At 59.5% G+C, this 13,460-nt stretch carries 13 protein-coding genes; 5 read left to right on the top strand and 8 right to left on the bottom strand.

What is annotated here, in order from left to right; translation table 11 throughout:
* The first annotated feature begins 2 nt into the window (after window positions 1-2).
* Complete coding sequence (locus C8N45_RS08950; RefSeq protein ID WP_108385896.1) at window positions 3-806, top strand: EcsC family protein; 804 nt, start codon at window positions 3-5, stop codon at window positions 804-806.
* 16 nt (window positions 807-822) lie between these two features.
* Here C8N45_RS08950 and ptsP read toward each other — a convergent pair whose 3' ends face one another.
* From ptsP to C8N45_RS08925, 5 genes are all read right to left on the bottom strand, one after another.
* Complete coding sequence (gene ptsP, locus C8N45_RS08945) at window positions 823-3,066, bottom strand: phosphoenolpyruvate--protein phosphotransferase (RefSeq protein WP_108385895.1); 2,244 nt, start codon at window positions 3,064-3,066, stop codon at window positions 823-825.
* A gap of 36 nt (window positions 3,067-3,102) precedes the next feature.
* Window positions 3,103-4,341, bottom strand: a complete 1,239-nt coding sequence (locus C8N45_RS08940) for an aspartate kinase (protein ID WP_108385894.1) — start codon at window positions 4,339-4,341, stop codon at window positions 3,103-3,105.
* 84 nt (window positions 4,342-4,425) lie between these two features.
* The gene (locus tag C8N45_RS08935) at window positions 4,426-5,073 is read right to left on the bottom strand and encodes an SDR family NAD(P)-dependent oxidoreductase (protein ID WP_108385893.1); all 648 of its coding nucleotides are present in this window, start codon (window positions 5,071-5,073) and stop codon (window positions 4,426-4,428) included.
* A 9-nt stretch (window positions 5,074-5,082) separates the two neighbouring features.
* Window positions 5,083-5,487, bottom strand: a complete 405-nt coding sequence (locus tag C8N45_RS08930) for a DUF1178 family protein (RefSeq protein WP_108385892.1) — start codon at window positions 5,485-5,487, stop codon at window positions 5,083-5,085.
* Between the two features lie 94 nt (window positions 5,488-5,581).
* Complete coding sequence (locus tag C8N45_RS08925) at window positions 5,582-6,055, bottom strand: NUDIX hydrolase (protein ID WP_108385891.1); 474 nt, start codon at window positions 6,053-6,055, stop codon at window positions 5,582-5,584.
* Window positions 6,056-6,088: 33 nt separating this feature from the next.
* Between C8N45_RS08925 and C8N45_RS08920 the strand changes: the two genes are divergently transcribed.
* The 4 genes from C8N45_RS08920 to modC are packed head-to-tail and all read left to right on the top strand — an operon-like array spanning window position 6,089 to window position 9,789.
* A complete protein-coding gene (locus C8N45_RS08920; protein ID WP_108385890.1) occupies window positions 6,089-7,246 on the top strand; it encodes an acetoin utilization protein AcuC in 1,158 nt (385 codons plus the stop codon).
* A 52-nt stretch (window positions 7,247-7,298) separates the two neighbouring features.
* A complete protein-coding gene (gene modA, locus C8N45_RS08915; protein ID WP_245882611.1) occupies window positions 7,299-8,036 on the top strand; it encodes a molybdate ABC transporter substrate-binding protein in 738 nt (245 codons plus the stop codon).
* Window positions 8,033-8,728: a molybdate ABC transporter permease subunit gene (modB, locus tag C8N45_RS08910; protein WP_181868916.1), complete on the top strand. Its 696-nt coding sequence runs from the start codon at window positions 8,033-8,035 to the stop codon at window positions 8,726-8,728. The genes modA and modB overlap by 4 nt, the downstream gene beginning before the upstream one ends.
* Window positions 8,728-9,789 (top strand): molybdenum ABC transporter ATP-binding protein, encoded by a 1,062-nt coding sequence (gene modC, locus C8N45_RS08905; protein ID WP_108386072.1) that lies wholly within the window; start codon window positions 8,728-8,730, stop codon window positions 9,787-9,789. Before modB ends, modC begins: the two co-directional genes overlap by 1 nt.
* Here the strand turns inward: modC and C8N45_RS08900 are convergent.
* Genes C8N45_RS08900 through neuC form a run of 3 tightly spaced genes read right to left on the bottom strand, consistent with a single transcriptional unit; the run spans window position 9,786 to window position 13,435 of the window.
* Complete coding sequence (locus tag C8N45_RS08900) at window positions 9,786-11,066, bottom strand: 3-deoxy-D-manno-octulosonic acid transferase (RefSeq protein ID WP_108385889.1); 1,281 nt, start codon at window positions 11,064-11,066, stop codon at window positions 9,786-9,788. The genes modC and C8N45_RS08900 overlap by 4 nt on opposite strands.
* Window positions 11,059-12,327 (bottom strand): 3-deoxy-D-manno-octulosonic acid transferase, encoded by a 1,269-nt coding sequence (locus tag C8N45_RS08895; RefSeq protein ID WP_108385888.1) that lies wholly within the window; start codon window positions 12,325-12,327, stop codon window positions 11,059-11,061. Before C8N45_RS08895 ends, C8N45_RS08900 begins: the two co-directional genes overlap by 8 nt.
* Complete coding sequence (gene neuC / locus C8N45_RS08890) at window positions 12,311-13,435, bottom strand: UDP-N-acetylglucosamine 2-epimerase (RefSeq protein WP_108385887.1); 1,125 nt, start codon at window positions 13,433-13,435, stop codon at window positions 12,311-12,313. The genes C8N45_RS08895 and neuC overlap by 17 nt, the downstream gene beginning before the upstream one ends.
* Window positions 13,436-13,460: the final 25 nt, after the last annotated feature.

The raw sequence follows: 13,460 nt of genomic DNA, 5'->3' as shown, positions 1-13,460 counted from the left end.
GCATGGATGAACCTGATGTGACTGTCGGCTTGCCGACACCGGATGTGCCGCCTTCAGAACTGCCGCCAGAGGCGAAAGAGGGCATCGCCGCGCTCGCGGCCCGTCAGCGCAAGGCCAATGGCCTGCTTTTGACTGCGATAAACTTTGTGGGCAGCCAAGTCGAAGACGGTTTGAAGTTGTTGCCCCAAACGGTCCGTTCGCAGTTGGATGACATCGCACGCAATGCGCTGCGCCAAAGCTATGATCTGGCAGCGAAATCGCGCGGCGGGCTCGGTGAAAAGGTGGGGTCAGATCGGTTTCACAAGGCACTTGGCAGCTTTTCAGGCGCTGTTGGTGGCTTTGGCGGCCTGCCCACGGCGATTGCGGAACTGCCGGTTGCGACGACTGTCATTTTTCGGGCGGTGCAGACTGTGGCGTCCGAATATGGCGAAGACCCTGTTTCGGAAGAAACGCGGCTGGAATGTCTGGCCGTCTTTGGGGCTGGCGGGCCGGGCGCAGAAGATGACGGTGTTGATACCGCATTTCTGGGCGCACGACTAAGCCTGTCCGGCGCTGCATTGAATGGCCTGCTAAGCCGGGTAGCCCCGCGCTTTGCCGCCGTTCTGTCGCAAAAGCTTGCATCGCAGACTGTCCCCATTTTGGGGGCTGCGGCAGGGGCGGGCACAAATTATGCATTTGTGGACTACTACGTGGCACTGGCTCATGTGCATTTCGGGCTGCGCAAGCTGGCGCGCACCCATGGCGAGACGCCTGTATTGGATGAATTCCATGCAGCCCTTGCGGCACACAACCTTCCAACAGGGTGACTGAGCAGGCTGTCCATCAAACCTGATAGACCAGCCAGTCGGACACAGCCCGGCGCACGGACTGGTGCCCTTCTGCGATAGCTTTGTCCATGACGGCGCGGACTTCGGCAAGGTGAACACGGCGCAACAGGTGTTTGACGGGACCGACTGACGCCGGGCGCATCGACAGGCTGCGCAGCCCCAATGCGGCAAAACACAGCGCTTCGACCGGACGACCGGCGTCTTCCCCGCAGAATGAAACAGGCGTGCCGCTGGTCTGGCAGCGTTTCACGATCTGTTCGAGGAACGTCAGGAAACTGACATCTAGCGTGTCATAACGCTTGCGCACTCTTTCGTTTTCGCGGTCCGCAGCAAAGAAGAACTGCTTGAGATCATTGCCCCCGATCGAGATGAAATCGACCTCTTGAAAGAACGTGTCTGGCGCAAAGGCCAGCGAGGGTGTTTCCAGCATTGCACCAATTTCAAGCTTGGACGGCAGCGCATGCCCGAGCTTTTCTTCACGGGCGATTGCCTTGTCCATTTCAGCCTTTGCGGCCCGGAATTCGCTCATTTGTGCAACAAAGGGGAACATCACTGCGAGTGGCCCGCCATCAGCGGCCCGCAACAGCGCCTGAAGCTGCATGCGCAACACGCCGGGTTTATCCAGTCCGACCCGGATGGCGCGCCAACCCATCGCAGGGTTCGGTTCGTCGTTGGGCTTCATGTACGTCAGAACCTTGTCCGACCCGATATCAAGCGTGCGGAATGCGACCCGTTTGCCATCCGCAGATTTCAGCACCCGCGAATATAGCGCGGAAAGTTCCGCCCGTTTGGGCATTTGATTGCGGATCAGAAATTGCAATTCTGTCCGGAACAGCCCCACACCTTCCGCGCCCGATCCTTCCAGCGATGGCAAGTCGGCAATCAAACCGGCGTTCATCATAAGTGAAATCGTCTGACCGCACTTGGTCGTGGCAGGCAGGTCCCTGATTGAAGCATAGCGTTCCTGCGCGCGCGTCTGCATTTCAAGCTTGTCACGAAATGCCGCGTGAACGGTGTCATCGGGGCGCAGATGCGCGATGCCCTGTTCCCCGTCCACAAGGATGGTATCGCCATTCAGGGCTTCACGAGTCACTCCCTTGGCATTGATGACCAACGGGATGGCCCATGCGCGGGCGACAATCGCAGCATGGCTGCCGACAGACCCTTCCTCAAGCACGATACCTTTCAACTTTTTACCGTAGTCCAGCAATTCGCCGGGCCCGATGTTGCGCGCAACAAGGATCGGCGCGTCGGGCATGTCGTGTTCTGCGTTGGACCCCTGCCCAGTGAGGATGCGCAATAGCCGGTTGGAGAGATCGTCCAGATCATGCAACCGTTCGCGCAGATAGGCATCACCAGCCTTGGACAAGCGCGTGCGCGCCAAGGATTGTTCTTTTTCGACGGCTGCCTCGGCAGAGAGGCCGTTTGCCACGTCTGCCTCCATCCGTTTCATCCAGCTGGATGAGTTGGCGAACATCCGATAGGCTTGCAAAACCTGCGCCTGATCTGTGTCGGCCGTCCGGGCCCCCATCAGCATGTTGTCGATTGACTTGCGCAAGGTTTCGACACCCTCGCGCAATCGGGCCAATTCCCTGTCCGGATCGTCCGAAATCGGGTTTGTGACCACGACGCGTGGTTCATGCAGGAAAACCTGCCCTTCACTGGCGCCTTCCTGAGCGACTGTACCGCGCAACATGACCGGTTGCTGGTGTCGGGCCGAAAGGGCGGCACCTTCGCCAACGAACGCACCTAGTTCGGTCATTTCTGCAATGACCATGGCGACGATTTCCAGCGCGTACACTTCATCTGGCGTCAGTTCGCGTGCGGCCTTTGTCTGCACGACCAGCACACCCAGCGAATCTCCGAGCCGTTGAATGGGCACACCGCAGAAGGACGAATAGCGTTCTTCGCCGGTTTCCGGCATATAGCGGAAACCCTTGGCGGCGGGCGCATCGGCAGTGTTGATGACCGTGCCACTTTGGGCGGTACGCCCGACAAGCCCTTCGCCCAGCCGCATCCGTGTCTGGTGAACCGCTTCTTGTTCAAGCCCCTGCGTCGCGCAGAGTTCCAGTGTCTCGGAATCCCGAAACAGGTAGATGGAACAGACCTCGGCCTGCATGGAACTGGCGATCAGATCAACGACCCTGTCCAGCCGCGCCTGACCTTCGTTGTCGCCAGCAAGCGCTTCGCGCAGGCGTCCAAGCAGCTTCCGGCTTTCGCTTTCTAACCGATGTGGCATGGATCTCCCGTCATGCGGTCCGATCCCCGGAAAGGATCAGGCCGCTTTTTCCAATTCGAAGGCATCATGAAGTGCTTGCACCGCAAGTTCCATGTATTTTCGGTCAATCAGCACAGATATTTTTATCTCTGAGGTTGTAATGACCTTTATGTTAATCCCCTCATCGTGGAGTGCCTTGAACATATGTGCGGCAACACCGGCGTGGCTGCGCATGCCGATTCCAACGACTGACACCTTGGCAACACCGTCATCCGTGACCAGATCGTGGAAATTGATATCACCTGATGTCTTGGCGTCTTCCATTGCTTTGGCGGCGCGCAACACCTGATCGACCGGGCATGAAAACGTCATGTCGGTCCGGCCTTCTTCGGAGATGTTCTGCACGATCATATCGACATTGACCCCTGCTTCGGACAGGGGCCCAAAGATGGCGGCTGCGATGCCCGGACGGTCGGCCACAGATATCAGGGTCATTTTCGCTTCATCACGGGAATAGGCGACGCCTGCGACTACATTGGATTCCATGATTTCCTCCTCATCACAGACAAGCGTTCCTGCGCTGTCCGATGGTTCTTCGAATGATGACAGCACCCGCAGGCGCACCTTATAGCGCATGGCCAGTTCAACCGACCTTGTTTGCAGGACCTTGGCGCCAAGCGACGCCAATTCGAGCATTTCTTCAAAAGCGATCTTGTCCAGTTTGCGGGCTTTGCTGGTGATGCGCGGATCAGTCGTATAGACGCCGTCCACGTCGGTGTAGATGTCGCAGCGCTCTGCCCCGAAGGCTGCGGCAAATGCCACGGCGGTTGTGTCTGATCCGCCACGCCCCAGTGTTGTGATGCGCCCTTCTGGGCTGATCCCCTGAAATCCGGCGACGACTGCCACCTTCATGCCTTCACCGAATTTGGCGTTGATATTGTCGGCAGGGATTTCTTCGATGCGGGCGTTGGAATGGGCAGATGTGGTTTTGACCGGCACTTGCCAGCCCTGCCAACTGCGGGCAGGAATATCCATTTCCTGCAAGCGCAGCGCCATCAGGCCCGCCGTGACGTTTTCACCCGATGAAACGATCGCATCATATTCACGCGCATCATAAAGCGGCGAGGTTTCATCAACCCAGCCCACCAATTCATTGGTTTTGCCGGACATGGCCGACACGATGACGATCACATCATAGCCGTTGGCAACTTCCAGTGCGACACGCTTTGCTGCGCGGGCGATCCGGTCCAGATTGGCGACTGACGTGCCGCCGAATTTCATCACAAGGGTAGGCATTAGCGATAGATCCTTTGGTCCGCGTCCCCTTTAATCACCGCGAAGGTGAAGCGCAAACGCTTAAACCGTTTCCCGTAGAATGCGTCAGTAGGGGTGTGGCTGCCCGTCCCATGTTTCAAAACAGCCCGTTGTTGCCAGTGACAGCGCATCAAATCTTGCAACCAGTCCGGCTGCCGCAGTTTGGGCATCAATCGCCGCCGCACTGCCGCCCATGTCCGTCTGGACCCAACCGGGGTGATAGATGCCAACAGCAATCCCCTGTGGTTTCAGGTCTGTTGCCAGATTGCGCCCAAGGTTCAGTGCTGCGGCCTTGCTCGCCCGGTAGATATAGCTGCCCCCCGGCGCGTGCGTGTCGGATGCCATCTGCGACGAAATGATTGCAATCTTGGGGCTCTGCGCCTGCTGCAACTTGGGCAGCAAATGCTGGATCGTCAGAAAGACGCCGGTGACGTTGGTGGCAAAACTGTCGGCCCACATCCGGGGTGGATAACCGGATGCAAGGTCCTGCCCCTTGTCCAGATAGACGCCAGCATTGCAGATCAGCAGATCAAGCGGCCCTTGCACCAGCGCGGCCATACTGGCCTGCGATGCAGGTTCTGTCACATCCAGTTGCAGCATGCCATCTGCCGCAGGGGCGCGATGCGTGCCTATGACGGTGCGACCAAGGGAGGCATACTGCTCGCGCAGGGCTTTGCCGATGCCACGATTGGCACCTGTGATCAGCGTGGTCATTGCGATCTCCTAGTTGGTTTTCTTGCGTGGTACGAAGGGCAGGGGGACAACGGGTATCCCGTCGTCGACCAGTTTTTTGGCCTCGGTCAGATTGGCCTCTCCATAGATGGGGCGGTCTGGCTTGATGCCATCATGAATATCCCGCGCCTCTTTTGCGAATGTGCTGCCAACATATTCGGAGTTTGCCTCGATCTTTTCGCGCAAGGCGGTCAGGGCGGCTTCTGTCGCTTTTGGGGCGGTAATCGCTTTGGATGTGCTGACGGCAGGGGCCATGATGGATTTGCTGATCGTGGACGATCCGCACTGCTCGCAAGTCACCATTTTGGTTGCGACGAGCTTGTCATATGCGTCGCCTGACTGGAACCAGCTTTCAAAATGGTGGTCCTGGTCACATTTGAGGTGAAATTTGATCATGTCCGTCTGAGTTTAGGGGCCTATTTGTTAAATAGGCGTTTTGAACCATTGCGCAAGCGGCTTCGAACGAAGATAGCACGGCGGCGCCGCGTGTCTAATCCGCCAGTTTGCCGGGCGAAAAGGTCGCGACAATCTGCCTGAGCTCCGGTTCGCTCAGCTTTTTGGCGGCTTTCTTTGCACTGAACCATTTGCGCTTGCGCTGATGTTTCTCAGGCCAATTGCTGTGCACATGCTGGACATGCAGCGGATAAACCATCGTCAACACGGGCGCTTCCCCCGTTTTGAGTGGCTTGACATAAGAATAAGCACCCAGACACATGTCGCTTGCCGTGCCGCTTACGCCTGCTTCTTCATAGGCTTCGGTTGCTGCGGCCAGTGCGGGGGTTTGTTTATGCATCGGCCAGCCTTTTGGAATGATCCAGCGCTTGCGCGTGCGGCTGGTCACAAGGCAAATCTGCAATTCGCCATTCTTCATCCGCCAGCACAAGGCGGCGAACTGGGCGCGTACATCGGTCTTGCGCCCTGCGCGCAGTTTCAGAGGAAGCTGCCGGACTGTTGCTTTTGCCATGGTTTCAGCCTGCGTTTGGGTTAAATCCCAACTATGCTGGAAAGTTGCCAAGACAATATGACCACCACAACCCCCGCGCCGCGATTTATCGGGTCTGAGATATATCGGCACTCAAGCTACGGCGAATGGCATCCGTTAAGGGTGCCACGCGTGTCGACAGTGATGGATGTCACGCGGGCGCTGGGCTGGCTGACGCCCGGGCAATTCATCAACAGTCCGCGCGCCAAGCCTGCCGCACTTACAGGCTATCATACGGCCACCTATCTGGCGGCTTTACAGAAGGCAGAAGCCACCCAATCGGTGAGCGACGTCATACGCGCAAGGCATGGGCTGGGAACGGTGTCGAACCCCGTTTATGCGGAAATGTACCGCCGTCCGGCCACGTCAGCGGGTGCATCACTGCTGGCGGGAGAGTTGTTGGCCAAAGGTGGCATCATCTATTCCCCTGCCGGTGGAACCCATCACGGGCTGCCCGACAGGGCGAACGGATTTTGCTACCTCAACGATCCGGTTCTTGCAGTTCAGTCACTGCGCCGGAACGGGGCCACGCGCATCGCCTATGTTGATATCGATGCGCATCACCCTGACGGGGTCGAACATGCCTTTGCGTCTGATCCGGACACACTGATGATCTCGGTCCATGAACAAAACCGCTGGCCACGCACCGGCGCGCTGACGGATTGTGGCGTGGGTCAGGTCTATAACCTGCCCGTACTCGCAGGGATGCATGATGACGAGATGGCGCTGATCCGCGATGATCTGATCTTGCGGCGGGTTGCGGATTTTCGCCCTGACGCGATTGTGCTGCAATGCGGTGCTGACGCGGTGCTGGAGGACCCGCAATCGCGGCTGGCTCTGTCGAACAACGCCCATTGGGCGATTGTTGCCGCTTTGCAGGGAATGGCGCCGCGTTATCTGGTGCTTGGCGGAGGTGGCTATAACCCGTGGTCGGTTGGCCGTCTTTGGTCCGGTGTCTGGGCCACGCTTACGGGGGCAGAGATACCAGACCAGTTGCCGCTGCATGTACAGGATATCCTGCGCAGCCTGCATTGGCAGGGGCCAACCCGTGTCCACCAACCGCAGCCCCATTGGGTCAGCACGCTACGGGATGCGCCACGCAACGGCCCCATCGGCGAGGATTTGCGCGACAGATTGCGCGCGCTGCGCGCCCGCGCCAAAGCGTGGGTCTAGGATCAGGGCCCTAGCCCTTGCCTTGCCTGCGCAATCGCCGGATAGTCGCGCCATGATGGCCCGTTTTTTTCTGTCCCTTTTGATGCTCTTGTCCCCTGCTATGCTGCGGGCAGACGTGGTCGTTTTTGCAGCGGCCAGCCTGAAGGAACCTGTCGATAGGCTTGCTGCCGAATTTGATGATGTTGTGGTGTCCTATGCGGGCAGTGGCACGCTTGCGCGCCAGACCAGCGTAGGCGCGCCCGCTGACCTTGTTCTGCTGGCCAACCGCGAATGGATGGATGTGCTGCAAGAACAAGGGTTTGTGCAAGCTGACACAATCGCCGATTTTGCGAGTAACGCTCTGGTACTGATCGGGCCAGCCACTGCCGCAGATGTCACGCTGGATCAGGGCGGTATGACTGCGGCTTTGGGTGACGGGCGTATGGCTGTGGGGCTGACAGGCTCAGTTCCGGCGGGGATTTATGCGAAACAGGCACTGATTGCGCTAGACCTTTGGGACACCCTGTCACCCAAACTGGCCGAGGTGGATAGCGTGCGCAGCGCGCTAACCCTTGTCGCCCGGGCAGAGACCCCGTTGGGTATTGTGTATCAGACTGACGCGCGTGCGACGGATGCAGTGCGTATCGTGGCCCGCTTTCCCGCGAATACCCATGCGCCGATCCGCTACACCGGTGCGTTGACTGCACAGTCAGACCAAAAAGCGGCGGCGTTTTGGGATTTCATCCAAAGCCCGTCCGGTCAGGCAGTTCTTGCCGACGCGGGGTTTCTGCCGCCTATGTCTGCGCAATGATAGACCAGCTTGGGCCAGCGGAATGGGCGGCGATCCGGCTGTCGCTGCGGGTGGCGCTGGTGGCGACGATCTGTGCGTTGCCCGTCGCAATTGCTGTGGCTTATCTTTTGGCGCGCAAATCCTTTCCGGGGCGTCAACTGTTGAATGGGTTGGTGCATTTGCCCTTGGTGCTGCCGCCGGTTGTGACCGGCTATCTGTTACTGGTTCTGTTCGGGCGGCAGGGGGCGCTGGGCGCGGTCCTCTATGATATATTTGGTATCACACTGGCTTTTCGCTGGACCGGGGCGGCGCTGGCGGCGGCGATCATGGCGTTTCCCCTGATGGTGCGGGCCATCCGGCTGGCGATTGAGGCGGTCGATCAGGGATTGGAACAGGCAGCCGAGACGCTGGGCGCATCGCGCTGGCGCATCTGGGGCACGATCACACTGCCCCTGATCTTGCCAGGTATTCTGGCAGGGGCCGTGCTGGGCTTTGCCAAGGCGCTGGGCGAGTTTGGGGCAACAATCACCTTTGTCGCCGCGATCCCCGGTCAAACACAAACCATCCCGTCGGCCATCTATGGGCTGTTGCAGGTGCCCGGCGGGGAAGGCGCCGTGACTGGGCTGGTGGTGATTTCAGTCGTGCTGGCGATGGGCGCGCTTTTGATGTCGGAATGGCTGGCGCATCGGATGTCCAAAAGGCTGGGTCGCTGATGCTGCATGTCGCGATCGGGAAAAGCCTTGGGGCTTTCGCGCTGAATGTTGCGTTCGATGCGCCCGCGGGTGTCACGGCTGTCTTTGGTCGGTCCGGGTCTGGCAAGACAAGCGTGGTCAATGCGGTTGCGGGGCTGTTGCAGCCTGATGCGGGCAAGATCGCGGTAGGCGACAAGGTGTTGTATGACAGGCAATGTCGCATCAACCTGCGCCCGCAGCACCGCAGCGTGGGCTACGTGTTTCAGGATGCGCGGCTGTTTCCGCATATGAGCGTGCATCGCAATCTGACCTACGGTGGCACGCATGATATGGCGCGTGTCATTGACGTTCTGGGCCTTGGCGATTTGCTGCATCGTCGACCTGCGGGCCTGTCTGGTGGCGAAAAGCAGCGGGTGGCACTGGGGCGTGCGCTGATGTCAGCCCCGCAGATATTGGCGATGGACGAACCGCTGGCGGCCCTTGATGCCCCCCGCAAAGCCGAGATTTTACCCTATATCGAAAGGCTGCGGGACGAGGTGCAAATCCCGATCCTGTACGTCAGTCACGATGTGTCAGAGGTGGCGCGACTGGCCACAACGCTTGTGATCCTCGAAGCCGGACAGGTCGTGGCCTCCGGCCCTGTGGGTACTGTCTTGTCGCGTCCCGATGTGGTGCCCCTGTTAGGCGTGCGCGATGCGGGTGCCGTGATCGGGATGAAAGTCGCGGGGCGGTTGCTGGATGACGGGCTGACAGAGCTCACCTTTTCTGGTGGCCGTATCCTGATGCCGGGAAACCTTGGCAAACTGGGGCAGTCAGTCCGTTTGCGGATACCTGCGCAAGATGTGATTCTTGCGACTGAACCACCCAAAGGGATCAGCGCACTGAATGTGCTTTCCGTGACGATAACAGCGCTTGAACAAGGGCGCGGGCCGGGTGTGGCAGTCGGCCTGCGGGCTGGCACCGACCAGCTTTTGGCGCGTGTGACGCGGCGCAGTGCAGGGCGGATGGGGCTGGCCGTGGGCCAGCAGGTTTACGCGATCATCAAGGCCACCGCCGTCGGGCCGGAGGATATCGGCGGCTAAAACAACCTGTCCAATGCGGCTAACGTGCGCGTGACCCCGCCTGCATGCGCCGCGTAGAACTGCGTGATTTGCGCGTCGGTGACTATTGCGGGATGGCCGACGGCGTCCTGCAATGCCTTGGGATTTGCCACATGGGTGCAAACACCTGCGGCAATCGCTTCGGTGGCAGGGTATTCGATTGTCCAGATATGCGGCCCCACGATGACGGGTTTTTTCAACGCCAGCGGCTCAATCACGTTGTGCGCGCCTTTGGTGACAAAGCCGCCGCCAACGATCGCCCGGTCGCAAAGGCCCAGATAGAAATACATCTCGCCCATGCTGTCACCCAGCAGCACGTCAATGTCGTCCAGTGGTTGAACGGGTTCTAACGCCGCATCAAACAGATCAGAGCGGCGGGCAAACCTGACACCGGCATCACGCAGCATCGCGGCGACTTCGTCAAACCGTTCAGGTGCGCGGGGAACATAGACGAAACAGGCGTCGGGCGTCTGGCGGATCATGTCGATATAGATATGATCTTCGCCTTCAACCACGCTGGTCAGCGTGTAGGCCGGGCGCCCCTTGGTGAAATGATCGCGGACAGTGGCAGCGGCATCCAGATGTGCCTGCGGGATTGGCTGGTCAAAGCGCAATTCGCCGGTGATGTGAATGTTGGACATGCCTGCATCGGCAAAGCGGTCTTTCTGGGCCTGCGACTTGACAAACCCGCCTGCGAAACCGGCCAGAAGGGCCGCGCGCAGTCCGCCCCTGTCTTTTTCATAGCTTTTGCGCGGATATTGCGCATTGCACATGAACAGGGGCGTGCCCTGTTTGCGGCAGGCCATGATCATGCGTGGCCAAATCTCGATTTCCATCACCAGCCCGTATTTGGGGGCAAAGGCACGCAGAAAGCGCCGGTAGGCAAAGCCATATTCAAAAGGCACCCAGACCGGTTGGACCTGCCCGCTTGCGATTTCACCTGCAAACTCGCGCTGCGCCTCGCGGCGGCCTGCCGGGGTGAAATGGGTTGTGACCACATGGTCGCCCCGTGCCAACAACGCGCGGATCAACGGCGTGGCCGAGCGCATTTCGCCAAGTGACACCGCATGGACCCAGACCGCATCAGGGCGCGCATTTGGATAGATGCCAAAACGCTCGGCCAGATGTGATTTATACAACGGGTCCTTTGCCCCGCGTTTGCGCAGATACAGCAGGACAATCGGCATCAGAACCCACCACAGGACACTGTAAACCATCAGGGCAAACCGCAGTTTGAGCGAGGGGAAATTGTCAGTCATGATCCACCTTCGCGAGGCGCAGTAGATCGGCCGCCAACTGATCGGCCTTTTGATCCAATCCGGCAATTGTGTCCGCAGCACAGGCCACCATGTCGCCGCTGTCATGTAACAAAGCAAGCAGGTCGGCCGCATCTTTGATCTGCCTTGCGCCTCCCGCCTGATCCAGCAGCGCATAGTCTGCGGCAAAGTTGGCCACGCGGGGGCCGTGGGCGACAGCACAGCCAAGTGCGGCGGCTTCCCAAGGGCTATGCCCCTCGGTATCGCCAAATGTGCCACCGATCAGAACAAGGCTGGCAAGGCGGTAGATCAGCCCCAGTTCGCCAAAGCTGTCGCAAATCCAGATCGGATCATCGCGGGTGGGGATGTCATCCCGGCTGCGGAATTTGGCGGGGATTTGGGTGGCAATGTCAGCCGCGCGATCAGGATGACGCGGCGCAATGATCAGCAGCGCGTCGGGGTGTGTTGCGCGCAACTTTGCGTGGGCTTCAAGTGCTATCGCCTCATCCGGCGCATGCGACGGGGCCACTGCCCAGACCGTGCGCCCTGCCAGTGCCACTTGCAAGGCTGCAAGTGCCTGGGCGTCATGGCCAAGCGGCGGAGCTGTGGGTTTCAACGACCCTGTCAGCGCCACCTGATCGCCCGCGCCCAATGCAACAAGATGGGCGATGGTGTGTTCATCCTGTGCGGTGATCAACTGCATTGCGCCGTAAAGGTCGCGGTACAGGCCTGCTGCTTTATGATGCTTTTCAAAGGAGTTCGCGTTCATACGTGCGGCAATGATCGCTTGCGGGATGGCACGCTTAGCTAATCCGCTAACAAATCCCGGCCACAGGTCCTGCTCGGCCCACAGCGCCAGATCGGGGCGAAAGTGATCCAGAAAAGCGCGGTGGTAGGCCGGGGCGTCAAGCGGCAGGAATTGATGCAGCGTGCGGGGCGGCATATTTTTGGACAGCACTTCGGCAGAGGCGAGAGTGGAGGAGGTGACAAGAAAATGCGCAGTCGGGTCCCGTGCCGCCATGCGGGCAATCAGGCCACGCAGCGATAGCACTTCGCCCAGACCCACGGCATGCAGCCAGATCAGCGTGCCCTTGGGCCGTGGCGCCAGATTTTGCGCCAGTTTTTCGCGCCACCTGTCAGGGTGTTCCTTTCCCCGCGCCAGCCTGCGCCGCAGCAGGCGCCGGGCAAAGAGGGGAAACAGATGAGAGGCCGACAGATATAGGCGCAACTGCCAGCCACGGTGCATCTTAACCTGCGTTGTCATGGAAAGTTTTCTGCAAGGGCGCATCCCAGAATGCGTCGGTCTGCAATACGGCGACAAATCGTTCAGCCGCGCTGCCGCCGCCAAATGCACTATGACGCGGGTAGCTTTGGCCCCACTGGTCCCGCAGGAATGCCGCGATTTGATCGGTCGCGCCAGCGTCGGCAAAAAAGACCGACGGGGACTTGGCCCGGTTCGTTTGGCGGGTGCCGATATCCAGCGATGGCAGGCCGATAAATGGCGCCTCGCGGACGCCAGCGGATGAATTGCCAACCAGCACGGCCGCATTTTTCATCAGTTCAGAGAAATGGGCAAAGCGCATTGACGGCAAGACGCGGAACTGATCGCTGGGCAGGGTGTCGATTTCGGCAAAGATCGGGGCCGAGCCGGGGTCATTATTGGGCGCGATCAGAACGAAGGGCCGGTCTGATGCGCGCAGAGCTGCAAACAGGGCTTTGGCCTGTGCGCCCATTGTGTCGGCCTCTGACGTGACGGGGTGGAACACGCAAATGCCGTATTCATCAAACGCGATTTCATAGCGTGTCTTGACGTCTGCCAATGTCACGCCGGACGGCCCTGCGTGAAAATCCAGCTCAGGCGATCCGATCGGGTGGATATGGTTGGCTGCCTCGCCCAGTGACATGACGCGGCGGGCGGCATCGTCGGATGATACAAAGTGGTGCGCCGCCAGCTTGCTGTTGCAGTGGCGGTAGATTTCATCGATCGTGCCGGACACCTCGCCACCTTCTACGTGGGCGCAGCGGATGTAGTTGGTCGCACAGACCAGCGCACAAGATAGTGCCTCGACCCGGTCGCCGTGGATGATGACAAGATCTGGCTGCTGTTCGCGCACAAAATCGGAAAAGCCTATGACGGTCTTGGCAAGGATCATATCCTGTGGGTCACCGGGGCGCTGGTTCAGGAATTCATGCACCTGCACGCCGGGGGTGCGCTGTACTTCGACCTTTGTCAGGCCGTAGCGCGCCAAAAGATGCATCCCCGTCACAAAGAACGACACAGCAAAGCCCGCGTCGCGGGCCGCGATGGCCAGCGGCTCCAGCTTGCCAAAGTCGGCACGGGTGCCCGTCACAAAGAGGATGGATCTGTTCATAGCAAACTCGATACTGTCAGGGGCT

This window comes from Yoonia sediminilitoris (assembly GCF_003058085.1).
Taxonomy (GTDB): domain Bacteria; phylum Pseudomonadota; class Alphaproteobacteria; order Rhodobacterales; family Rhodobacteraceae; genus Yoonia; species Yoonia sediminilitoris.
The sequence above is the reverse complement of the archived record's forward strand: the minus strand, read 5'-3'. Positions and strand labels throughout refer to the sequence as shown.

Bases quoted from the DNA above. Each gene is read 5' to 3' on its own strand.
- C8N45_RS08950 (WP_108385896.1), top strand. From the start codon at position 3: ATGGATGAACCTGATGTGACTGTCGGCTTGCCGACACCGGATGTGCCG.
- ptsP (WP_108385895.1), bottom strand. From the start codon at position 3,066: ATGCCACATCGGTTAGAAAGCGAAAGCCGGAAGCTGCTTGGACGCCTG.
- C8N45_RS08940 (WP_108385894.1), bottom strand. From the start codon at position 4,341: ATGCCTACCCTTGTGATGAAATTCGGCGGCACGTCAGTCGCCAATCTG.
- C8N45_RS08935 (WP_108385893.1), bottom strand. From the start codon at position 5,073: ATGACCACGCTGATCACAGGTGCCAATCGTGGCATCGGCAAAGCCCTG.
- C8N45_RS08930 (WP_108385892.1), bottom strand. From the start codon at position 5,487: ATGATCAAATTTCACCTCAAATGTGACCAGGACCACCATTTTGAAAGC.
- C8N45_RS08925 (WP_108385891.1), bottom strand. From the start codon at position 6,055: ATGGCAAAAGCAACAGTCCGGCAGCTTCCTCTGAAACTGCGCGCAGGG.
- C8N45_RS08920 (WP_108385890.1), top strand. From the start codon at position 6,089: ATGCTGGAAAGTTGCCAAGACAATATGACCACCACAACCCCCGCGCCG.
- modA (WP_245882611.1), top strand. From the start codon at position 7,299: ATGATGGCCCGTTTTTTTCTGTCCCTTTTGATGCTCTTGTCCCCTGCT.
- modB (WP_181868916.1), top strand. From the start codon at position 8,033: ATGATAGACCAGCTTGGGCCAGCGGAATGGGCGGCGATCCGGCTGTCG.
- modC (WP_108386072.1), top strand. From the start codon at position 8,728: ATGCTGCATGTCGCGATCGGGAAAAGCCTTGGGGCTTTCGCGCTGAAT.
- C8N45_RS08900 (WP_108385889.1), bottom strand. From the start codon at position 11,066: ATGACTGACAATTTCCCCTCGCTCAAACTGCGGTTTGCCCTGATGGTT.
- C8N45_RS08895 (WP_108385888.1), bottom strand. From the start codon at position 12,327: ATGACAACGCAGGTTAAGATGCACCGTGGCTGGCAGTTGCGCCTATAT.
- neuC (WP_108385887.1), bottom strand. From the start codon at position 13,435: ATGAACAGATCCATCCTCTTTGTGACGGGCACCCGTGCCGACTTTGGC.